At 39.2% G+C, this 19662-nt stretch carries 27 protein-coding genes; 10 read left to right on the top strand and 17 right to left on the bottom strand.

Going from position 1 to position 19662, the window contains the following annotated elements:
• Nucleotides 1-207 precede the first annotated feature (207 nt).
• Complete coding sequence (locus ADM33_RS02245; RefSeq protein WP_049502989.1) at nucleotides 208-747, top strand: biotin transporter BioY; 540 nt, start codon at nucleotides 208-210, stop codon at nucleotides 745-747.
• 65 nt (nucleotides 748-812) lie between these two features.
• On the opposite strand, the gene ADM33_RS02250 is transcribed toward ADM33_RS02245, so the two are convergent.
• Complete coding sequence (locus ADM33_RS02250) at nucleotides 813-1028, bottom strand: YdbC family protein (RefSeq protein ID WP_006145796.1); 216 nt, start codon at nucleotides 1026-1028, stop codon at nucleotides 813-815.
• 92 nt (nucleotides 1029-1120) lie between these two features.
• Here ADM33_RS02250 and ADM33_RS02255 point away from each other — a divergent pair, with 92 nt between their 5' ends.
• The gene (locus ADM33_RS02255) at nucleotides 1121-1441 is read left to right on the top strand and encodes a hypothetical protein (RefSeq protein ID WP_049502990.1); all 321 of its coding nucleotides are present in this window, start codon (nucleotides 1121-1123) and stop codon (nucleotides 1439-1441) included.
• A 30-nt stretch (nucleotides 1442-1471) separates the two neighbouring features.
• On the opposite strand, the gene ADM33_RS02260 is transcribed toward ADM33_RS02255, so the two are convergent.
• The 6 genes from ADM33_RS02260 to rpsP all read right to left on the bottom strand — a co-directional run bounded on the left by ADM33_RS02260 (nucleotide 1472) and on the right by rpsP (nucleotide 4031).
• Nucleotides 1472-1810, bottom strand: coding sequence for an ATP cone domain-containing protein (locus ADM33_RS02260; protein ID WP_001196044.1), 339 nt, complete (start codon nucleotides 1808-1810; stop codon nucleotides 1472-1474).
• Nucleotides 1811-1822: 12 nt separating this feature from the next.
• Nucleotides 1823-2542 (bottom strand): tRNA (guanosine(37)-N1)-methyltransferase TrmD, encoded by a 720-nt coding sequence (gene trmD / locus ADM33_RS02265; protein WP_049502991.1) that lies wholly within the window; start codon nucleotides 2540-2542, stop codon nucleotides 1823-1825.
• Complete coding sequence (rimM, locus tag ADM33_RS02270; RefSeq protein WP_049502992.1) at nucleotides 2532-3050, bottom strand: ribosome maturation factor RimM; 519 nt, start codon at nucleotides 3048-3050, stop codon at nucleotides 2532-2534. Before rimM ends, trmD begins: the two co-directional genes overlap by 11 nt.
• Nucleotides 3051-3120: 70 nt before the next feature.
• The gene (locus tag ADM33_RS02275; protein WP_049502993.1) at nucleotides 3121-3456 is read right to left on the bottom strand and encodes a MazG nucleotide pyrophosphohydrolase domain-containing protein; all 336 of its coding nucleotides are present in this window, start codon (nucleotides 3454-3456) and stop codon (nucleotides 3121-3123) included.
• A gap of 43 nt (nucleotides 3457-3499) precedes the next feature.
• On the bottom strand, nucleotides 3500-3739 hold the full coding sequence (gene kphA, locus ADM33_RS02280) for an RNA-binding protein KphA (RefSeq protein WP_000379617.1): 240 nt from the start codon (nucleotides 3737-3739) through the stop codon (nucleotides 3500-3502).
• A gap of 19 nt (nucleotides 3740-3758) precedes the next feature.
• Nucleotides 3759-4031, bottom strand: coding sequence for a 30S ribosomal protein S16 (rpsP, locus tag ADM33_RS02285; protein WP_000268760.1), 273 nt, complete (start codon nucleotides 4029-4031; stop codon nucleotides 3759-3761).
• A 478-nt stretch (nucleotides 4032-4509) separates the two neighbouring features.
• Between rpsP and ADM33_RS02290 the strand changes: the two genes are divergently transcribed.
• From ADM33_RS02290 to ADM33_RS02320, 7 genes are all read left to right on the top strand, one after another.
• The gene (locus tag ADM33_RS02290; RefSeq protein WP_049502994.1) at nucleotides 4510-5106 is read left to right on the top strand and encodes a hypothetical protein; all 597 of its coding nucleotides are present in this window, start codon (nucleotides 4510-4512) and stop codon (nucleotides 5104-5106) included.
• A 2-nt stretch (nucleotides 5107-5108) separates the two neighbouring features.
• Nucleotides 5109-5333 (top strand): helix-turn-helix transcriptional regulator, encoded by a 225-nt coding sequence (locus ADM33_RS02295; protein ID WP_049502995.1) that lies wholly within the window; start codon nucleotides 5109-5111, stop codon nucleotides 5331-5333.
• A 197-nt stretch (nucleotides 5334-5530) separates the two neighbouring features.
• Nucleotides 5531-5740, top strand: coding sequence for a hypothetical protein (locus ADM33_RS02300; protein ID WP_049502996.1), 210 nt, complete (start codon nucleotides 5531-5533; stop codon nucleotides 5738-5740).
• A 112-nt stretch (nucleotides 5741-5852) separates the two neighbouring features.
• Nucleotides 5853-6596 carry a DeoR/GlpR family DNA-binding transcription regulator gene (locus tag ADM33_RS02305; protein WP_049502997.1) on the top strand — a complete coding sequence of 248 codons (744 nt, stop codon included), beginning with the start codon at nucleotides 5853-5855 and terminating at the stop codon, nucleotides 6594-6596.
• Between the two features lie 16 nt (nucleotides 6597-6612).
• Nucleotides 6613-7443, top strand: a complete 831-nt coding sequence (locus tag ADM33_RS02310; RefSeq protein WP_049502998.1) for an HAD family hydrolase — start codon at nucleotides 6613-6615, stop codon at nucleotides 7441-7443.
• 53 nt (nucleotides 7444-7496) lie between these two features.
• A complete protein-coding gene (locus tag ADM33_RS02315; protein ID WP_049502999.1) occupies nucleotides 7497-8303 on the top strand; it encodes a peptidylprolyl isomerase in 807 nt (268 codons plus the stop codon).
• Nucleotides 8304-8331: 28 nt separating this feature from the next.
• Nucleotides 8332-8571 carry a zinc-ribbon domain-containing protein gene (locus ADM33_RS02320; protein WP_080979303.1) on the top strand — a complete coding sequence of 80 codons (240 nt, stop codon included), beginning with the start codon at nucleotides 8332-8334 and terminating at the stop codon, nucleotides 8569-8571.
• 61 nt (nucleotides 8572-8632) lie between these two features.
• Here ADM33_RS02320 and ADM33_RS02325 read toward each other — a convergent pair whose 3' ends face one another.
• The 10 genes from ADM33_RS02325 to ADM33_RS02370 all read right to left on the bottom strand — a co-directional run bounded on the left by ADM33_RS02325 (nucleotide 8633) and on the right by ADM33_RS02370 (nucleotide 18745).
• A complete protein-coding gene (locus tag ADM33_RS02325) occupies nucleotides 8633-10174 on the bottom strand; it encodes an ABC-F family ATP-binding cassette domain-containing protein (protein WP_049503000.1) in 1542 nt (513 codons plus the stop codon).
• Between the two features lies 1 nt (nucleotide 10175).
• The gene (locus ADM33_RS02330; protein WP_049503001.1) at nucleotides 10176-10649 is read right to left on the bottom strand and encodes a VanZ family protein; all 474 of its coding nucleotides are present in this window, start codon (nucleotides 10647-10649) and stop codon (nucleotides 10176-10178) included.
• 1 nt (nucleotide 10650) lies between these two features.
• Nucleotides 10651-11736, bottom strand: coding sequence for a 23S rRNA (adenine(2503)-C(2))-methyltransferase RlmN (gene rlmN / locus ADM33_RS02335; protein WP_049503002.1), 1086 nt, complete (start codon nucleotides 11734-11736; stop codon nucleotides 10651-10653).
• 16 nt (nucleotides 11737-11752) lie between these two features.
• Nucleotides 11753-12286: a YutD family protein gene (locus tag ADM33_RS02340; RefSeq protein ID WP_049503003.1), complete on the bottom strand. Its 534-nt coding sequence runs from the start codon at nucleotides 12284-12286 to the stop codon at nucleotides 11753-11755.
• Nucleotides 12287-12450: 164 nt separating this feature from the next.
• Nucleotides 12451-13320: an aquaglyceroporin Gla gene (gene gla / locus ADM33_RS02345; protein ID WP_049503004.1), complete on the bottom strand. Its 870-nt coding sequence runs from the start codon at nucleotides 13318-13320 to the stop codon at nucleotides 12451-12453.
• Nucleotides 13321-13478: 158 nt separating this feature from the next.
• Complete coding sequence (locus ADM33_RS02350; RefSeq protein WP_049503005.1) at nucleotides 13479-14645, bottom strand: ATP-grasp domain-containing protein; 1167 nt, start codon at nucleotides 14643-14645, stop codon at nucleotides 13479-13481.
• 12 nt (nucleotides 14646-14657) lie between these two features.
• On the bottom strand, nucleotides 14658-15398 hold the full coding sequence (locus ADM33_RS02355; protein ID WP_049503006.1) for an esterase family protein: 741 nt from the start codon (nucleotides 15396-15398) through the stop codon (nucleotides 14658-14660).
• A gap of 21 nt (nucleotides 15399-15419) precedes the next feature.
• On the bottom strand, nucleotides 15420-16244 hold the full coding sequence (locus ADM33_RS02360) for an alpha/beta hydrolase (RefSeq protein WP_049503007.1): 825 nt from the start codon (nucleotides 16242-16244) through the stop codon (nucleotides 15420-15422).
• A 135-nt stretch (nucleotides 16245-16379) separates the two neighbouring features.
• Nucleotides 16380-17594 carry a tRNA uracil 4-sulfurtransferase ThiI gene (thiI, locus tag ADM33_RS02365; RefSeq protein WP_049503008.1) on the bottom strand — a complete coding sequence of 405 codons (1215 nt, stop codon included), beginning with the start codon at nucleotides 17592-17594 and terminating at the stop codon, nucleotides 16380-16382.
• An 8-nt stretch (nucleotides 17595-17602) separates the two neighbouring features.
• Entirely contained in the window at nucleotides 17603-18745 is a 1143-nt protein-coding gene (locus ADM33_RS02370) for a cysteine desulfurase family protein (RefSeq protein WP_049503009.1), read from the bottom strand.
• Nucleotides 18746-18881: 136 nt separating this feature from the next.
• Between ADM33_RS02370 and ADM33_RS02375 the strand changes: the two genes are divergently transcribed.
• Nucleotides 18882-19295 (top strand): DUF6556 family protein, encoded by a 414-nt coding sequence (locus ADM33_RS02375; RefSeq protein WP_049503010.1) that lies wholly within the window; start codon nucleotides 18882-18884, stop codon nucleotides 19293-19295.
• The last annotated feature ends 367 nt before the right edge of the window (nucleotides 19296-19662 follow it).

The raw sequence follows: 19662 nt of genomic DNA on the forward strand, positions 1-19662 counted from the left end.
AGTGTTTGCACTATATGATAGCCAACTTCCATAAGGCTCATCTTTTTATTACTGATAAGATTTACCTGTGTTTTGAAAAATCTCTTGGCCTCCGGTTCTCTCTAAATCGGCCGTTACAAATTTGTAACCTTTGTTTTTAAAATAGGTTGACAAATATGTTTCTTAAAGTATAATAGTTACTATAAATTACAAAAGAGGTTAACTATTATGAAAAAAGCACACATTTACGCTATTCCTGCTATCGGGGCTGCACTGATTGCAGTATTAGCCCAAATTAGCATTCCAATTGGACCTGTTCCATTTACTCTGCAAAACTTTGCTATTGGTCTCATCGCTACTGTTTTTAGACCAAGGGAAGCTGTTCTCTCTGTAGGACTGTATCTTTTGCTTGGTGCTATTGGACTTCCCGTTTTTGCTAGTGGTGGAGCTGGTTTCCATGTTTTAGTAGGACCAAGCGCTGGTTATCTTTGGTTTGACTTAGTCTATGCAGGACTTGCATCTTATCTAACACACACAAATAGTGGTGTTGTACGTATTTTCCTAGCCAATCTCTTGGGTGATTCCCTTGTCTTTGTTGGTGGTATTCTCAGCCTCCATTATCTCGCTGGTATGCCTTTTGATAAGGCACTGACTGTCGGTGTGCTTCCCTTTATCATTCCTGATCTTGCAAAAATTATTGCCATTAGTTTTATCGGACGACCACTCCTTCAACGTCTTAGTAATCAACCCTACTTTTCACATAAATAAAGAAAGAAAGAAAGGAGGTCGGGAATTTTCTCCCAACCTCCTTTCGTCTGTTTTTTTATGATTGCTTATTGATTTTTGAAGGCATCGACCATCACTTGAAACTCTTCATTTGAGAGGGTAATTCCTTTCCCCATCTTGGTGTGGTCAGGACTCCAGCTACGAATGTCAAACTTCGCCGGTGCACCATTAAAGCTGACACGATTGATTTCTTTGGTCCATCCTTTTTCATTTTCAGATAGAGTAAGCAAGTGTTCTTCAATTTCAAATGTAAATTCTGCCATGTTTTTCTCCTTTTTGTTATCAATTGATTATTCGAAAAATCTTGTAGATTTCATAAAATTTTTATATAATGATGTAAAGAAGGGAGGCCGGAATGAAAGATTTATTAAAACAGGCTTTGCAAAAAGTCCATGATTTTGTCAATGGACATGAAGATTCCATTCCTGAAAAAAGCGATCCCCTAATTGCTAGACTTGAAGAAGCCCTAGCCCAAAAAAAGGCTGTACATATCATCTTTGCGGAAACGAGTTTTACAGGGGATATCATCAAATTTGATACGGACCGCCAGCAAATTATCGTTAAAAATTTTGCAAAAAATGTGACCCGCATTATTCGAATCCCAGATATTCGAAAAATAAGTTTTGTTCCCTCAACTGTCCAAACTGCCCAAAAAAATCGATTTAAGAAAGAGTGAGATGAGTTTTCTTCATCTCACTCTTTTCTATTAACGAATTTGTTCAAAATGAAGGTGAACAGCAATGTGTTCTCCGTAACCACTTCTCTCTAAATCCCGTTGTAAACGGTAAGAGATATAGTGTTCAGCGATGGTGATGTAACCTGCACCAAGCAAGCGATGCTCAACCATTGATTGAATCATGCTGATTGTCGCACGCTCCACTTTTGCCTCTTCTAGATCCAAGACAACTTTCTTAGTTACCTGAGCTAGATTTTGACGTAAATCATCTGTCAAAACATAAACCGTTTGAGCAGCTTTGAGAATGGCTTGATAGATTTTATCTGGATCAAAGTCGGCAACTTGTCCATCACGTTTAATGACTTGCATAGGCTTCTCCTTTTAATTTGTATTTTCTTTAATGTCTGCTAACATTTTAGCTTCTTCTGCTGTTAACTCATAATGTTCCAACAAATCTGGTCTACGCTCATAAGTTTTTTTGAGACTTTCATAGAGACGCCATTGACGAATCTTCTCATGATGCCCACTCATAAGCACTTCTGGAACCACCATGCCACGATAGTCATAAGGACGTGTGTACTGAGGATATTCAAGAAGGCCAGATGAAAAGCTATCATCTTGGTGACTGGTTTCCTTCCCAATTACTTCTGGTATCAAGCGAACCGTCGCATCAATCATGGTCATTGCTGCCAGTTCTCCACCAGTTAGAACATAATCACCAAGAGAAATCTCATCTGTTACCAAGGTCTTAATGCGTTCATCATAGCCCTCGTAGTGACCACAGATAAAGATGAGTTCCTCTTCTTGGGCTAAATCTTCAGCATAGGCTTGATCAAACTGCTTACCAGCAGGATCCAAAAGAATCACGCGCGGATTCTTCTTTTCAATAGCATCAAAGGCATCAAAAATCGGTTGCGCTCGTAGCAACATTCCTTGACCGCCGCCGTAGGGTTCATCATCGACATGACGAGCTTTTTCAGCATATTCACGAAAATTATGATACTGGATATCTAAAAGCCCTTTTTCACGAGCTTTCCCAACGATGGAATGTTCTAGAGGCGAGAACATCTCTGGAAAGAGGGTTAAAATATCAATCTTCATCGTCTAACCCTTCTAAGAGTTCTACATCCACACGATTATTAGGAATATCTACATTAAGGACAACTGGTGGGATATATGGTAAAAGCAGATCCCGTTTTCCCTTACGCTTAACTACCCAGACATCATTGGCACCTGGTTGAAGAATTTCCTTGATGGTTCCAATCAAGTTGTCACCCTCGTAGACCTCTAATCCAATAATCTCGTGATAGTAAAATTCACCCTCATCTAGATCATTAAGGTTTTCTTCCGCAACCTTCAAACTGTGGCCCTTGTATTTTTCGATATCATTGATGTGATACATATCCTTAAATTTGATGATATCAAAGTTTTTATGCTTACGGTGACTTGCAATAGTCACTGTTCTAACAAATTGATCCTTCTCATCAAATAAGGCAAGCTCTGCACCTTTTTTAAAGCGTTCTTCCGAAAAATCCGTCACAGATAAGACTCTCATCTCACCTTGCAAACCTTGTGTATTAACGATTTTTCCAACGTTAAAATAGTTCATTTGATCTCCTATGTATGTTTCTTCCTTTATTTTATCACGTTCCAGGGATTTTCACAAGTTGGAGAAAAAGCTAGTTCTGACCTTCGGCTTCTAAATATCCTTCCAAATCTCGTTCATGTTGATATTTGATAGCTGCCTTTTTGTCTTTTTCAAAAATGGTCTTGGTTAGATCAATATCGTTGATGGCTGCAATTGCAACGGTGTAGTGAATGATATCAGCAAGTTCTTTGGCAAGTTCCTCGTTCGAATCTTGAACTCCCTCTTTTCGACCAGAGCGTCCATTCAAAACCTCAGCTACTTCTCCGACTTCCTCCACTAGCTTGATAAAAAGACCTTCCTCAGTCCGAGACTGCTGGTAATGTTCGAGTAAGTAGTCTTGTAATTGTCTAAACGTTAAATCCTTCATATCCTGCTCCTAGCAAAAAAGCGAGACATCCGTCCCGCTTTTCTTATTTTTCGTCAATAACGATTCTTACTTTTTTGTCTTCAGTTGGGACAGAATAGACAATCGTTCTTATCGCAGAGATAGTGCGACCCTTACGACCGATTACACGACCCACATCGCTCTGGTCAAGATCCAAATGATATTCCAAAAATTCTGGTGTATCTTCAATCTTGATAGTTAAGGCATCTGGTTGTGAAATCAAAGGTTTCACAATTGCAATAATGAGATTTTCAATCGTATCCATCTGTCAACCTACTTTAGAATTATTTAGAGAATTTAGAATCGTGGAATTTTTTCAATACACCTTCTTTTGAAAGGATGTTGCGAACTGTATCTGAAGGTTGAGCTCCATCAGCCAACCATGCAAGAACGCGGTCTTCTTTCAAAGTTACTTGGTTTTCAGCAACAAGTGGGTTGTAAGTTCCAACTGTTTCGATGAAACGTCCGTCACGTGGTGAACGTGAATCTGCTACGTTAATACGGTAGAAAGGTTTTTTCTTAGAACCCATACGAGTCAAACGGATTTTTACTGCCATTTTTAATATCTCTTTTCTTTTATTTTTTATTTCGGTGAAATAGCTAAGCTATTTAGCACATGTTCTATTATAACAGATTTCTGAGAGGTGTCAAGAAAAAAACTTGACAGACTTTAAAATTTTTAAATTTTTTAGACTAATAGGGATAAATTAGAAAGAAAAAATTAACTTCTACACCTACAAAGCTTATTCTGACAGACTTTATAACAGCCTAATAAAAAAGTAGAGTTTCATACAGTATCTAGATTTTCCAAAAATTCTTTATCATCAAATACTATTAACGAAACTATCCAAACCAAATCCGATGCATCACTTCAAAGAATTCTTTAGTTGTTTGACTAACGAGGTCTTTTATTAAAAAATTTTTTCAAATAATTGTCACCTTGGCACATAAATTCTTGCTTTCTAAATTTAAGTGTGATATATTTATAACATAAATTTAAGTGTGATATATTTATAACACAAAAAGGAGTCTATCATGAAAAAAAGTCAAAAAATGCGTGGCCTCATTGCAATGATTGCCGTAGCTCTCTTTATTGATTTTATTGTTTTATTTGGTTCTAATCTTAGTTGGGAACCCAAGTTAGTTATTGTTGGTATTTCAGCGTTAGGTCAGATTGTAGCTATTTGGAGCTGGCTACATATGAAACCACGGCCTCATAAGAGTCAGAAAGATAAGGGGAAGATTATTTTTGACTTGTCTGCAAAGCTTTACTCGATACTTATTTTTGCAGCTAGCATTTTTTATACAGTAGGGATTTGGCTTGCGACCCCAAGCGTAAGTTCTGGTATTAAAGAATGGATTTTGGGAATTGGCCTCGTTATTGAAGTGATTGTATTTGGTTTTTTCTGTTTGAAAAATGTCAAGGAAACTCCGGACGAACGCTTTTATGCTAATTTAGCCAAGGCAGCTAGCTTGATGTTTGTTTTTATACTAGGCGCACTGATGATCCTAGCAGTTATCATTGGGTATATGGGGTCTCTCACTCTTTACATGGGTCAGATATTTATTAGCATAGCTGCCTTGATTTTCATCTTTGCGGTTGTCTATTTTATCTTGGAACGGAGAGGATAAGTATGGCCAAAGAAAGCAATATTATTACTAATCTCAAATCTGTTCGTGAGTCCACAGACATGACCCAGCAAGAGTTAGCCGACCTCATCGGCATGCGACGCGAGACAATTCTTCACTTGGAAAATAACCGCTACAATCCTTCGCTGGAAATGGCTCTTAAAATTGCTCAAGTTTTTGATTTGAAAGTAGAAGACCTCTTTGAACTCAGACAGAAAGAGGAAACATAATTCTTTTCGAGACCTAGCATTAAGTTCAATGATTAATTAGAAATTGAGCCAAAAGAAAAATCCTTTGAAAATGTTCTCTTTTAAAATATAGTAATTCTTATGGCATTGATATCCCAAAACATTTAGAAAAACTCGTTGAAAAAGGCTATGCTATTATCGAAACAGCCTTTTACTCGCTTGATCATCTAAATGCTACTATGAAAAAGAATATCCTTAAAAGGAAGGGTGTTACTGGACTTTCTAAAATGAAGGCTACCGACTTGAATCAAGCACTTCATGACCATTTTTCAGAAGAAGAATTGGCTGCTTGCTTCTCTATCCGTGGCTATAAACTAACTCCCAAAGGTGAACAAGCACTCAAGGATCATCAAGCAATCATTGAACGCCATCCGAAAAAGAATCTTTAATCAACCAATACTGGTTGATTTTTTTGTAATTTTTTAAAACACTTACAAATCATTACAATTATTGACAAATACTTATAAAAAGAGTATAGTATTAAAAAAAGGAGGAATTCCTATGTACCAAGCACAAAGATTAGAAGAAATCATAAAACTTTTAGAAGATAGAGGAAGTCTATCGGCAAGAGAAATGGTTGACTATTTCCAAGTATCCAAGGATACTATCCGGAGAGATTTTGCAATTCTCGCAAAGGAGAAACGAGCAAAAAGAACTCATGGAGGTTTATTGCCAATTCAAAAGCAAAGGATTCTTGGTTTCCAAGGTCGAGCAGAACAATCTTCTAAAGAAAAAGCGAAAATTGCTCATTTAGCTACCCAACTCATTTCTGATTCACAATTAATTTTCTATGATGTTTCAACAACTGTACTTGAGTTAGCAAAAATAACAGATAAAAAAGTTACTATTTTCAGCCATTCATTGGATAATGCACTGGTCTTAGGAGAAAATGAAAATGTTGATTTTCACATTATCGGTGGACGATTTCATAAAAAGAATCGTTTCTATTACTCATTAGAAGAATCCGAATCTTTGAATAGAATTAAATTTGACATAGCATTTTTTGGTGCAGCTAGTCTTTCAGACGGACAAGTTAGCTTTGAGGATCAAGAAGATGTTCTCATGAAAAAAAGAGCATTTAAAACTAGTAAAATTCGCGTCTTGTTAGCTGAAACTAGCAAAATAAACAAACACTCTCATTATATTCTTTCCGAACTTACTGATTTTGATTATTGGATTACAGACAAAGAACCCGACTTAGAAATTCAACAATCTTTAGATGGCAAAACAACTATTCTATTTTAATAAAAAGGAGAAAAATATGTCAGTAATAAAGTTAATCATGAGTGATATTGACGGTACTATTTTGGATAAAAATCACCAATTAGATTCTCATTTGATAGAACTGATGCCACTTTTAAAACAATGTGATATTCCTTTTGTTTTAGCTTCTGCTAGATCTCCTCTCGGTATAGCGCCAATTTCTAAAGAGCTTGGCATCACCGAATGTCCCATTGCCTGCTATAATGGAGCACTCATCAGTTCAGGAGATAAAATCCTAAGTCAGCATACTATTAATAAAAAGGAATTACTCTTACTACATGATTTTTTAAAAAAAGAATTCCCGACAGTTTCTATCAATGTTTACTCCGGAAAAGATTGGCTTGTGAATACAATTGATGAGTGGGTAGAAATCGAAGCAACTATTACTGGAGAAAGTCCAAAAGTTACATCTTTAGCAGATTTTATAAAAGACGAGAAAACTCTTGTTCATAAACTTTTGCTGATAGATAATACGGATACCATACAGAAACTTCAAAAAACCTTATCTTCAATAGATTTCCCTCAAACCAACTTCTATCTCTCTAAAGATAACTATCTAGAAGTTACACATAATCAAGTATCCAAAAAACAAGCTTTATTAGAATTAGCCAAGTATTATCAACTTTCACTTTCTGAAATTATGACTATTGGAGATAATTATAATGATATTCCAATGATTGAGACTGCTGGACTTGGTGTTGCAATGGGAAACGCACCTACAGATGTCAAAACTTGCGCAAATACAGTAACAGATTCTAATGATCAAAATGGTGTAAGTAAGGCCATAAAATTGTATGTACTATCGGAATCATCACAATTGAATATTTGAAATCCTCTTCTTTTTAGGGTACAATGGAAAAAATGATTTTTGAGAGGATTAACATGAAAAAATTAGCTACACTACTACTCATTTCTACCTTTGCCCTTGGTGGATGTACAAGCATACAACGTGCACTTCGTGGTGATGATTACGTAGATTCTAAGATTGCTACTGAAGAAAGTTCTAAAGCCGCTACTCAAGCAGAAAAAGATTTGAAAGATGCTTTAACAAATGAAAATGCTAACTTCCCTCAACTTTCTAAGGAAGTAGCCGAAAACGAGGCTGAAGCTATCCTTCACACAAGTTTGGGTGATATTCGTATCAAACTCTTTCCAAAGTTAGCACCACTTGCAGTTGAAAACTTCCTTACTCATGCAAAAGAAGGTTACTACAATGGTGTGACTTTCCACCGTGTGATTGATGGATTTATGGTACAAACTGGAGATCCTAAGGGAGATGGAACAGGTGGGGAATCTATCTGGCATGATAAAGACAAAACCAAAGACAAGGGAACAGGTTTCAAAAACGAAATTTCTCCATACCTCTATAATATCCGTGGTTCCCTATCTATGGCTAATACTGGTCAACCAAACTCAAATGGTAGCCAATTCTTTATTAACCAAAGTACAACAGATTATTCTGCTAAACTTCCTACAAGTAGCTATCCTAAGAAAATTATCGAAGCCTACAAAGAAGGTGGAAATCCTACTCTCGATGGGAAACACCCCGTCTTTGGTCAGGTAATTGATGGGATGGACGTAGTCGATAAAATAGCAAAAGCTGAAAAAGACGAAAAAGACAAACCAACTACTGCTATCACTATCGATAGTATCGAAATTGTTAAGGACTACGATTTCAGTAAAAAATAGGATGACCCTAAAATAAGGAGATGTAAAAATGATTTTATTCTGGGGTTCGAAAGGTTACCAAAAGGTCTTAGGACATACTCAAACCACTATCGAGTGTGGTCACTGTAACAATACCGACACTTGGGAAATTTCAGAAACTGGACGTAAATTTACCCTTTACTGGATTCCACTCTTTCCTTACGGAAAAACTTATTTCGTTTCTTGCCCGATTTGTCACTACGGTAAAGAAATCCAAAAATCTGATATTGAAACCTATTTGAATTACTAGCCAAAAAGCCAAGTCACACAGACTTGGCTTTTTACTATTCTAGTTTTGCGGGATTCTCTTTTTATGTCAACTCATTGAAATCCCAGATCTGGTCCATCCAGCCTTCGTAGAAGTCTGGTTCGTGGCAAACCATAAGGATAGAACCCTTGTATTCTTTCAGAGCACGTTTGAGTTCATCCTTGGCATCCACATCCAAGTGGTTGGTAGGTTCGTCAAGTACAAGGACATTATTCTCGCGGTTCATCAGGAGACAGAAACGAACCTTGGCTTGTTCCCCACCTGACAAGACCTGAATCTGACTTTCGATATGTTTAGTCGTCAAACCACAACGGGCAAGGGCAGCACGAACTTCGGCTTGGTTAAGAGCTGGAAAGGCATTCCATACTGCTTCCAGTGGGGTCTGACGATTGCCACCTTCCACTTCTTGTTCAAAGTAGCCGAGTTCTAGGTAGTCACCTCGCTCAACCTCCCCAGCAATTGGAGGAATGATTCCCAAAAGACTCTTCAAGAGGGTTGTTTTCCCGATACCGTTGGCACCGATGATGGCAACCTTTTGATTGCGCTCAAAGGTAAGATTTAATGGTTTAGTAAGGGGACGATCGTAGCCAATCTGCAAGTCCTTAGCTTGGAAGATAAATCGGCCTGGTGTACGTGCAGATTTAAATTCAAAGGATGGCTTTGGTTTCTCACTTTGGAGCTCAATAATGTCCATCTTATCCAATTTCTTCTGGCGAGACATGGCCATGTTTCGTGTTGCAACACGCGCCTTATTACGGGCCACGAAATCCTTGAGATCCGCAATTTCTTTCTGTTGACGTTCATAGGCTGCTTCCAATTGCGATTTCTTCATAGCATAGACTTCTTGGAACTGGTAGTAATCGCCTGAATAACGTGTCAACTGCTGATTTTCTACATGATAGACGATATTGATAACGTCGTTGAGGAAAGGAATATCGTGTGAAATAAGAACAAAGGCATTCTCATAGTTCTGGAGATAGCGCTTGAGCCAGTCGATATGCTCAGCATCCAAGTAGTTGGTTGGCTCGTCCAGAAGCAAGATATCTGGCTTTTCAAGGAGGAGTTTCGCTAATAATACCTTGGTTCTTTGTCCACCTGACAAGGCTGTTACATCCGTATCCATCCCAAAGTCCATGACACCAAGAGCACGCGCCACTTCATCAATCTTTGCATCTAAGGTATAGAAATCACGACTTTCCAAACGGTCCTGAAGTTCACCAACTTCTTCCATCAATGCATCAATATCAGCGCCCTCTTCTGCCATTTCCATGTAGAGTTCATTGATACGCGCTTCGGCTTTGAATAATTCGTCAAAAGCTGTACGAAGAACGTCACGAACAGTTTGGCCTTCTTTAAGCACCGCATGCTGATCCAGATAGCCTGCTGTCACATATTTGGACCATTCCACTTTACCTTCATCAGGTAACATTTTACCAGTTACGATGCTCATAAAGGTTGATTTTCCTTCACCATTGGCACCAACTAAGCCGATATGTTCACCTTTAAGGAGGCGGAAAGATACATCTTCAAAAATCGCACGGTCACCAAAACCGTGACTCAAATTTTTAACTTCTAAGATACTCATTTTAATTCCTTATCTTGTTTTTATGTAGTAGTTTATAGAGGAGCCAAGCTAGGTAGCCACCCAAGGTATTGGTCCACAAATCATCAATCTCAAAGACCCGATTAAAGTCCAAGAAAAAGTCTAGAACTAGTTGCGTGCATTCAATTCCCAAGCTCAATAAAAAGCTAAACAAAATCACTTTCTTAGTATTTCTTAGACTAGGAATGAGAAAGAGAAGTTGGAAAATCAGTGGGAAGAGCAAGAGGATATTTAGAGCGTTTTGCAAAAAAATCCAAAATAACTGAAAAAGACTGGTTACTTCACCCAGTTTCCAAAGGGAGTTAAAAGGCGTCAAAAGAAAAACCAGGCGTCCAAAAGTTTGAATACCTGGAGTTTCCACTCCTGTAGGAAGTTGAGGCTGGGGAGTAAAACAAAAACAGACGATACAAAGACTGTATAAAAGCACTCCCAAGCTTAGTAATGTTTTTCGACTCATCTTATGGATTTACTTCCGCTACTGCTTTTTGGCGATCACGCTTCATGGTATTTGAACGCAATTGTCCACAAGCCGCATCGATATCTGTACCATGTTCCTGGCGAACGACACAGTTGACACCTTTTTTCTTGAGTGTATCATAGAAAGCCATGACACGTTCTTTAGGGCTTCGGCTATACTGGTCATGCTCACTAACTGGATTATAAGGAATCAAGTTGACATAAGACAATTTCTTGATATTCTTAAGCAATTCTGCCAACTCAAGTGCCTGCTCTACTCCATCGTTAACTTCATTGAGCATGATATACTCAAAAGTCACACGGCGATTGGTAGTTTCGATGTAATACTCGATAGCTGCAAAGAGTTTTTCAATTGGAAAGGCACGATTAATCTTCATGATGCTTGAACGAAGTTCATTGTTTGGTGCATGAAGAGAAACAGCAAGGTTAACCTGAACACCTTCATTGGCAAAATCACGGATTTTGTGAGCCAAACCTGAAGTTGATACGGTGATATGGCGAGCACCGATAGCCATTCCCTTATCGTCATTGATGGTACGGATAAAGTTCAAAACGTTATTGTAGTTATCAAAAGGTTCTCCAATCCCCATTACAACGATATGACTAACACGTTCATCTTGTCCACGTTCGTCAAAATATTTTTGGACTAACATAATCTGCGCAACGATTTCACCGTTATTGAGGTCACGTTGCTTCTTGATCAAGCCTGATGCACAGAAGGTACAACCGATATTGCATCCTACCTGAGTCGTTACACAGACTGACAAACCGTAGTGTTGACGCATCAGCACTGTCTCAATCAACATCCCATCTGGCAACTCAAAGAGATACTTTACAGTACCATCAGCTGATTCTTGAACGATGCGTTGTTTCAAAGGATTGACTACAAATTGATCATTGAGTTTGGCAATCAAATCCTTAGATAAGTTGGTCATTTCTTCAAATGATTGGACACGTTTACGGTAAAGCCACTCCCAGATTTGGTCGGCACGGAATTTCTTTTCTCCCTGCTCCAAGACCCATTCTTGCATGCCTTGACGTGTTAAACTATAAATAGACGGTTTCATGTTTTCTCCTTATTCTCTAATCTTTCTGACGGATGACGAAATGACGTTGCCCCTTGTCTTCTTTCTGAGATTTCTGTTCTTTTGAACGGCGTCTATTTCTCTTATCCGTATGATTTCTTTTCTTACTTTGGGAAGTCTTTTTCCCTTTTCGAGTATCTTTTTCATCCTCTTTTTTGCGCATCTTTTGGTCAAATGGTGCTCGTTTAGGAACTTCATTTTCTAGAACAAAGTAGGCACAACCATAGCTACAATACTCAAGTAGGTAATCTTGTAAACGACTGATTTTCTCGAGAGACTCTTCAGCTCGCTCATTCTTGTAGAAACCACGTAAGCGCAACTGCTCATTACTCCAGTCTCCAACAATATAATCGAACTTACTTAAAACTTCAGAAAAGCGTTGAGTAAATGCCGTTGCATCAAAAGCATCCTTACTATTTTCAACCAAAGTAAAGGTAAACCCTTCAGCTTCGACTTTATCTCCAGATAGATGAAATTCAGGACCAGGGAATTTATTGTAATTATATAATTCGGGTGCAATCTCTTTACGCATAATATTCCTTTTTAACGTTTACTTAGTACTCTATTTTACCATATTTTCGCCACATTTTCACCTTTAGCATTAAAATGAAAAAAGTCTGACGATTTAAGAATCTCTATCTAAAAACTCGACTTTCGTAGACAAGAAAAAAACTGGGGCTTCCCAGTTTTGAGTGATTATAGGTAAAGTAATTTGAAAAGCGCTACTGCTGCAATACCAGCTGCAATCGGTGCAACTACTGGTACCCAAGCATACCACCATTTTGAATCACCCTTGTGTTGACCAAGGATTGATTTTGGAAGGAAGGCATGAAGGAGACGTGGTCCAAAGTCACGAGCTGGGTTCAAACCAGGTCCTGTAGGTCCTCCAAGTGAAGTAACCAAAGCCATTACTAGGAAACCAAGTGCCAAGTGACCAACAGCAAGTCCTGATGCTGTATGAGGCGCTACTTGAGCTTTAATTGCCAAATCAGAGAAGTCAACATTTTGACCAGCTTGAGTTGCCATTTGTTTCATGTATTGGAGGACTTCAGCTCCAAAGAAGTTCTTTGTCATACCAAGTGCTGCAAAGAAGAGAACGAATGAACCAACAAACTCGTTGATAAAACCGTTAACTGTTGCTGCAAAGCGTGATTCTTTTGTACCTTGGTCAATACTTGAAATTGTTGAGAATGTTCCCAAGATATTGTTTGCTTTTTCAGTTTGCAAGTAGTAAGGACGGTGAGTTGCAACAACCAAGGCTTGTCCGAAGATTGCTCCCAAGACTTGTGCAACGATGTATGGTACTACTTGTGCCCAAGGGAAAAGTCCGCTAACTGCTAGACCAAGAGTGAAGGCTGGGTTGATGTGGTTACCAGAAACATTACCAAACATCAAGGCAGGGATCATAACCCCCATACCGTAACCAACAGCGATAACGAGCCAGCCACTTTGGTGACCTTTCGTACCTTTAAGTTCAACGTTGGCAACTGCACCATTTCCCAAGATGATCAAGATGGCTGTTCCCAAAAATTCAGTGGCATATTTGACTGCCCATGCGAAATCCATTGATAGATTCTCCTTAATATTTTTTAGACAATCCCTATTCTATCAATTTTTAAGCCTTTTAGCAACAGATTTTCTAAAAGAATACTGTAGGAAAACGCTTTTATTTTAGTTCTTAAAAAAAGACCTAACAAACCTAGTTTGTTAAGTCAAAATTTTGATTATTCTTGACGCTGACCAAAGTCCTTAATCATCTGATCCATTTCCTCACGACTTGGTGTCGTTAGCATATAGAGAAAGTCTCCTTGCAATTCAGCAAAGGCTGCAGGCATGATTTTCTTAACCTTAAATTGCTGACCGTATTTGGCGAGCAAGTCTTCTTCTGAATAAACATAGTTGGCATTGGCGCGACGAGATGTTGCCAAGCAGTACAGGGGCTCGAATTGTGAAGCAGGGAATGGTTCACCCGCAACGATCGCTGCATAGCCCTTGTACAAATCAAAAGAATGGGCATAGTTATAAACATCAATGGTAAAGCCGCCAGCTGGACGGTTATTGTACTCGATAGCAATATAATCATCACCCTCACGGAAGAACTCAATATGGAAGAAACGTTCTTTCATGCCAAATTCTTTAACGATTGCCTCACCATACTTGCGCAATTTTGGATCCATATCTTTAAGAACATAATAAGAATTGTCCATCTTGTAAATCATAAGATCAAGCGGTGTATGGGCATAGTCAAAGGTCGTAGAAAAGACGATATTTCCATCTCTATCTACCAAACCATCGAAGGTACAGATTTCACTAGAAGTAACAAATTTTTCAAAGAAATAAACGGTTGAATGATCCCACTCTGCCTTGAAATGATGGATATCCTCTTCTGTTTCAAGCTTGAAGGTTGCTGCCGCTCCCACTCCATTGTCAGGTTTGGCAATCATCGGAAGTCCAATTTCTTTCACAGCTTTATCAACATCTGCTTCTGTTTCAATCACCGCACCTGGCACAACGGGAACTCCAGCTTTCTTGAAGAGTTTCTTCATTTCGGACTTGAACTTGGTCTTCTTAAGGTCTTCTGGTTTAGCACCAAAGACATGAAACTGTTCACGAAGGGCAGCATCCAACTCTAGCCAGTATTCATTGTGGGATTCGATGCGATCAATTGGACCATGTTTGTAGAAAAGAAAGGCTACTGCACGTTTAACTTCATCAAGATTTTCAAGATTATCAACTCGGAAATACTCAGTCAAGCTATTGCGCAATGGTTCATCTAGTTGTTCATAGGGTTCTTGCCCAATCCCTAGAACGGTGATTCCTTTATTGGCTAGTTCAATACTAAATTGTTGGAAATTTTGTGGGTAATAGGGTGAAATTACAAGATAATTCATAAGCGACTCCTTTTATAGACTCATGTGACCGAGGAAATAAGGCATTTGTTTGCGCCACCATTCCCAGTCATGGGCGACATCATGTCCCCATTCTGCAAACCAGGCAGGAATTTGTTTTTGATCGAAGGCTTCTTTGAGCTTGTAGTAAGAAGGTAGGCCATCATGTTCCCAAGCACCTAGTCCCGTACAAACCACAATTTCAGCTTGACGGTAACGGTCGATAAACCAACCGTCATTTTGATTCCAAATATAGTCTACTGGTGAATTTTGATAGATGGCATCATCATTGTAGTAATCACCGACAAAAAAACGTGCATCGTAGACACCACTAAGAGCAATTACTTTGGTGAAGACATCCGGATGCTGCAGGAAGAAGTTGAGTGCATGGTAAGCTCCCATAGAGCAGCCTGTCGTCATCATGCCGTCGAACCAGCCTGTCTTGTGCTTGATAAAAGGAATGGCTTCTTCAATCACATATCGTTCATAGGTACGGTGCATTTCAGCTTGGTCATGACCATTTTTCCATGTTGCTAGCCAACTTTCACTATCGACACTTGAAAGAGTAAAGAATTGCACTCGACCTTCCTCGATAAAGGATGCACATGCATCAATCATGCCAAAATCATAGTATTCATTGTGGCTACCACCTGAGGAAGCAAAGACAACCACTGGAATACCTGCGTGTCCGTAACGATTAACATACATTTCACGGTTAAGATGACCACTCCAGTGGCTAAGATGTTCAATATTCATATCCTGTCTCCTTTATACTAATTACCAATTTTCTGCAAAAAAGCGTAGGCAAGCTGGGAGATTTTCTGACCATGGCACTTCATGGTGAATGGCTCCAGCCTGAACCTTAAGTGAAAGATTCTCCAACTGCACTCCTCCCGCTATCAAATCATGATAATAGCGAAGGGAAGAGTCGATATAGGCCTGCTTAATATTGCCAGCCATGAGAGTCTTGTCTGTGTCGTCTGCTTCTTCCGTACCAACATAGATAAAGACACGCTGGTCAGACAGTAGTTTTTTTCGCTCGATATAGCGATCAAAGGCCTCTTGGTGAAGCCAGTTAGCTGATGAGAAAACTCCCAAACATCCAATTTGATCCTGATACTCCAAGCCAATAAACTGGGTAATATTGCCACCTAGAGAAGATCCAACCATAGCAGTGTGCTTGCGGTCAGACTTTGTACGATAGTTTTCGTCGATAAAGGGTTTGACCACTTCCATGACAAACTCAGCGTACTCGACTCCCTTACCACCAAATTGTTGGCCAGGAATGTTGGACTCTTGGAATTTCCATGCCGCATACTCGTTCATTCGACCAAGACCATCATTGTCAATAGCCACAACAATCATACGGCTGATATCTGGATTTCGCTTGATGGCTGGGATAATCTTCCAGGAATGTCCAACGTAAGATTCCTTACTATAAAAGACATTTTGTCCATCGTGAAAATACACAACTGGGTAGCTTCTATCCGTATCTTTATCATAGTTTTTGGGGAGGAGAACACGTACGCGACGCTCCTTACCTGTGTAGGGAACCACTAATTTATGCTCTCGCATTTTCAGGTAAAAGTAGGATTGATTCATTGTCAGAAAACTCTCTATATTCAAAATTTTATCTTATTATAGCACAAAAATAGAAAAAAAGTCAGTTTCCGTCTAAATTTAGAACAAAAAGCTAACTTTTTCTACTTATTTTCTCTATTCTTCTGGATTTTCTAATTAGAGGAGATCGTCAATTAGCTCATCAACTGCATCCTTCTCAGCTTGAGGCGTAATTTCAGTAATCATGATTCCTGCTACTGCACGTTCAACCAGACCTTCGACATCCATACGTGTTTCATACTGCTCTGCATTCTTAATCTTTGGATTTGTCTTCGGACGATCGGGTGCAAAAATCGTACAACAGTCTTCAAAAGGCTGGATAGAAATTTCAAAGGTGTCAATTTCCTGAGCGATATCTATGATTTCCAACTTATCCATGGTCACAACTGGTCGGATAATCGGTGTATTAGTCACCGCATTGATAGCCTGCATACTCTCCAGGGTTTGGCTTGCCACCTGACCAAGACTTTCACCATTGATGATGACCAAACCATTTCTCACTTCTCGGATACGGTCCGTAATGCGCATCATAAAGCGGCGAGTCAGAGTCATGAGATAAGCTTCTGGAGCCTTAGCCTTAATCTCTTCTTGAATCTCCGTGAAAGGTACTTCGATAAACTGGATATTGCCACCAAATTTAGTCAATTTACGGGTCAAATCTTGGGCTTTTTTGAGGGCACCTGGACTGGTATATGGTGGACTAGCAAAGTGAACAGCTTCGATATCCACTCCACGTTTTAGAGCTAGATAACCAGCTACTGGTGAGTCAATCCCACCTGACAACATGAGCATGCCTTTCCCTGAAGTTCCAACCGGTAAACCACCAGCTCCTCGAATGGTTTCATAAGAAAGGTAGGCCGCCTCTTCACGAATCTCCACCTGAAGATTGATGTCAGGATTTTTCATTTGTGCTTGTACATTGGGAATGGCTTCAAAGACTGCACCACCAAGAGTTTGGTTCAACTCACGACTGTCTAACTCAAAGTTGTGGTCGCTTCGCTTGCTTGAGATTTTAAAGGTCATACCTTCCTTGTAGATGTCCTTCATAATCTCTTGGACAGCAGATTTCAGAACTTCTACAGATTTTTCAACCTTGTATACTGGCGAAAAGTTTTGAATCCCGAAAACTTGCTTGAGTGACTCGGCAACTGCTGTATAGTCGGCACCATTTAGATAAGCATGGGCACGATCGCGGTCTGCTGTCACTTTGACTTGAGGATAAATGGACAAAACGTCTGAGATATTATTACGTAGTTTATTGATAAAACGCATCCGGTTTTTACCCTTGGTTGAAAGCTCTCCGTAGCGAATCATAATTTCTGAATACTGCATGAATGCTCCTATCTTACTTTTTTAGTTTGATTGTAGATTAATTTTAGTTTGGTCAAAAATTGCTCAACTTGACTCATGTCATTTTCTAGGTCTAGGCTGAGGCGTACTGCTGACTGGGCTTTATCCTTTTCAATTCCCATGGCAATCAGGGTTCCAGCAGGTTTCCCAGCTTTGGACGAGCAAGCTGATGTTGTAGAAATGAAAATATCATAGTCTTCAAATGCATGAACAATGACTTCCCCACGAACTCCCTTAATTCCGAAGGTCAGAATATGAGGCGCAAAGTCTTCCTCACCTGAGAAAACAAAAATATCTGGATAATCAAGAAGAGCCTGACGGATGACTTCCTTCATCTGACTCGTTTTGTTAGAAAACAATTCCAATCTTTCCATAGCTAGACGCAGTGCCTTGGCTGTTGCTGCAATTCCTGCTACATTCTCAGTTGTTGAACGATAGTCACGCTCTTGGCCACCACCAGTTAAAAGCGGTGTAATTTTCTTGCCAGACTTGATATAGACAAAGCCAACACCACGAACTCCGTGGAATTTATGACTTGAGAAGGTCGCAAAATCCACTCGGTCAGTCAAATACTTTTCTGTCGGAATCTTAGCTAAAGCTTGAACCGCATCAACATGGAGGGAAATCGTTGGTTTATCAGCTAATAGTTCTGATATAGCTTCAATAGGCTGGATTGAGCCGATTTCATTGTTGATTGCCATAACAGAGACTAGCGTTGTATCAGGACGAAGTAGGTTTTCTAAAGCAGTTACATCTACAAATCCTTTTTCATTTACAGGTGCAAAATCCACTTCAAAACCTTGAGTCATGAGCCAGAGAGCCGACTCCTTGACTGCTGGGTGCTCAATATCAGACACAATAATGTGTTTACCAAACTGCGCTTTTTCAAAAGCCACACCTTTGATAACCCAATTATCCCCTTCAGTCCCACCAGAGGTAAAGAAGATTTCTTCGCTTTTCTTGCCAATCAAATCTGCAATCTGCTGTCGAGAAGCTTCTAAAATTCTGCTAGATTGGTCTCCCAAACGATGGAGACTTGAAGGATTTCCAATAATTTTTGCAGACACTTGCATATAGGTTTCAAGTGCTTCTGGATAAGGCTTAGTCGTTGCCGAATTATCAAAGTAAATCATGGTTTCTCACGCTTTCTAAAATCACTCCTTCTATTGTATCACGAAACAGTTCAGGCGACAAGAAAGGCAATTCAGGTTCATTTAAGTTTTTTTTAAAGATTTTCGGTATAATGAATTTTAGTAAAGGAGAGATATTATGTCTAATTATCGTAGAACATCAAAACCCAAAACGGAACACATCAAAAAAGGATTTACTGTTTTTCAAAAAACGATTGCTACTATCGGTAGTATTCTAGGGCTGATTACTGCAAGCATCACCATTATGAATGCTATGAATAACAACAATAATAACTCTAAAAAAGAAACTACGACAACCCAGACAACTGTCATAAAAGAGATTCAAAAGGAATCCCCTCAAGAGAACACTACTCCCAACAAGGATAATACTTCTACAAAAGAAAACACACAAGAAGAAACAACAACTCAATCTAGTAGCAGTGAAGAAAGCAAGAAAGAAGAGACTAGCAGTAAACAAGAACAACCGACTGTTCCTTCTTCTAGCACTCAAACAACAGATACAAAAACGTCTACTACTAATGGAGCTTCCTAAAAGAACTATCTAATACTCTTCAAACCACGTCAGCTTCGTCTTGCCGTATATTTGTTACTGACTTCGTCAGTTCTATCCACAACCTCAAAACAGTGTTTTGAGCAACCTACGGGCTCGCTTCCTAGTTTGCTCTTTGATTTTCATTGAGTATAACAACCAGTGATTGAATCGCTGGTTTTTTTCATGATTCATTATCAATCCCATAAAAAAGCGAACAAGACCAGATTCTGTTTATCAGAAAACTAGTTTTGTCCGCTTTTTATGATTGAGGCTGGGACAAAAGTCCTAGCTTCTCAATTGTCTTTGCATTGTCGAGCAAGACGCAGTGGTTGAGTGGGCTCTACTACGCTGATTTCATCAGCTTTTA

This window comes from Streptococcus oralis, from assembly GCF_001075875.1.
GTDB classification, from domain to species: domain Bacteria; phylum Bacillota; class Bacilli; order Lactobacillales; family Streptococcaceae; genus Streptococcus; species Streptococcus oralis_I.

Excerpts from the sequence above, each read along its gene's own strand:
- ADM33_RS02245 (WP_049502989.1), top strand. The coding sequence starts at position 208 with ATGAAAAAAGCACACATTTACGCTATTCCTGCTATCGGGGCTGCACTG.
- ADM33_RS02250 (WP_006145796.1), bottom strand. The coding sequence starts at position 1,028 with ATGGCAGAATTTACATTTGAAATTGAAGAACACTTGCTTACTCTATCT.
- ADM33_RS02255 (WP_049502990.1), top strand. The coding sequence starts at position 1,121 with ATGAAAGATTTATTAAAACAGGCTTTGCAAAAAGTCCATGATTTTGTC.
- ADM33_RS02260 (WP_001196044.1), bottom strand. The coding sequence starts at position 1,810 with ATGCAAGTCATTAAACGTGATGGACAAGTTGCCGACTTTGATCCAGAT.
- trmD (WP_049502991.1), bottom strand. The coding sequence starts at position 2,542 with ATGAAGATTGATATTTTAACCCTCTTTCCAGAGATGTTCTCGCCTCTA.
- rimM (WP_049502992.1), bottom strand. The coding sequence starts at position 3,050 with ATGAACTATTTTAACGTTGGAAAAATCGTTAATACACAAGGTTTGCAA.
- ADM33_RS02275 (WP_049502993.1), bottom strand. The coding sequence starts at position 3,456 with ATGAAGGATTTAACGTTTAGACAATTACAAGACTACTTACTCGAACAT.
- kphA (WP_000379617.1), bottom strand. The coding sequence starts at position 3,739 with ATGGATACGATTGAAAATCTCATTATTGCAATTGTGAAACCTTTGATT.
- rpsP (WP_000268760.1), bottom strand. The coding sequence starts at position 4,031 with ATGGCAGTAAAAATCCGTTTGACTCGTATGGGTTCTAAGAAAAAACCT.
- ADM33_RS02290 (WP_049502994.1), top strand. The coding sequence starts at position 4,510 with ATGAAAAAAAGTCAAAAAATGCGTGGCCTCATTGCAATGATTGCCGTA.
- ADM33_RS02295 (WP_049502995.1), top strand. The coding sequence starts at position 5,109 with ATGGCCAAAGAAAGCAATATTATTACTAATCTCAAATCTGTTCGTGAG.
- ADM33_RS02300 (WP_049502996.1), top strand. The coding sequence starts at position 5,531 with ATGAAAAAGAATATCCTTAAAAGGAAGGGTGTTACTGGACTTTCTAAA.
- ADM33_RS02305 (WP_049502997.1), top strand. The coding sequence starts at position 5,853 with ATGTACCAAGCACAAAGATTAGAAGAAATCATAAAACTTTTAGAAGAT.
- ADM33_RS02310 (WP_049502998.1), top strand. The coding sequence starts at position 6,613 with ATGTCAGTAATAAAGTTAATCATGAGTGATATTGACGGTACTATTTTG.
- ADM33_RS02315 (WP_049502999.1), top strand. The coding sequence starts at position 7,497 with ATGAAAAAATTAGCTACACTACTACTCATTTCTACCTTTGCCCTTGGT.
- ADM33_RS02320 (WP_080979303.1), top strand. The coding sequence starts at position 8,332 with ATGATTTTATTCTGGGGTTCGAAAGGTTACCAAAAGGTCTTAGGACAT.
- ADM33_RS02325 (WP_049503000.1), bottom strand. The coding sequence starts at position 10,174 with ATGAGTATCTTAGAAGTTAAAAATTTGAGTCACGGTTTTGGTGACCGT.
- ADM33_RS02330 (WP_049503001.1), bottom strand. The coding sequence starts at position 10,649 with ATGAGTCGAAAAACATTACTAAGCTTGGGAGTGCTTTTATACAGTCTT.
- rlmN (WP_049503002.1), bottom strand. The coding sequence starts at position 11,736 with ATGAAACCGTCTATTTATAGTTTAACACGTCAAGGCATGCAAGAATGG.
- ADM33_RS02340 (WP_049503003.1), bottom strand. The coding sequence starts at position 12,286 with ATGCGTAAAGAGATTGCACCCGAATTATATAATTACAATAAATTCCCT.
- gla (WP_049503004.1), bottom strand. The coding sequence starts at position 13,320 with ATGGATTTCGCATGGGCAGTCAAATATGCCACTGAATTTTTGGGAACA.
- ADM33_RS02350 (WP_049503005.1), bottom strand. The coding sequence starts at position 14,645 with ATGAATTATCTTGTAATTTCACCCTATTACCCACAAAATTTCCAACAA.
- ADM33_RS02355 (WP_049503006.1), bottom strand. The coding sequence starts at position 15,398 with ATGAATATTGAACATCTTAGCCACTGGAGTGGTCATCTTAACCGTGAA.
- ADM33_RS02360 (WP_049503007.1), bottom strand. The coding sequence starts at position 16,244 with ATGAATCAATCCTACTTTTACCTGAAAATGCGAGAGCATAAATTAGTG.
- thiI (WP_049503008.1), bottom strand. The coding sequence starts at position 17,594 with ATGCAGTATTCAGAAATTATGATTCGCTACGGAGAGCTTTCAACCAAG.
- ADM33_RS02370 (WP_049503009.1), bottom strand. The coding sequence starts at position 18,745 with ATGATTTACTTTGATAATTCGGCAACGACTAAGCCTTATCCAGAAGCA.
- ADM33_RS02375 (WP_049503010.1), top strand. The coding sequence starts at position 18,882 with ATGTCTAATTATCGTAGAACATCAAAACCCAAAACGGAACACATCAAA.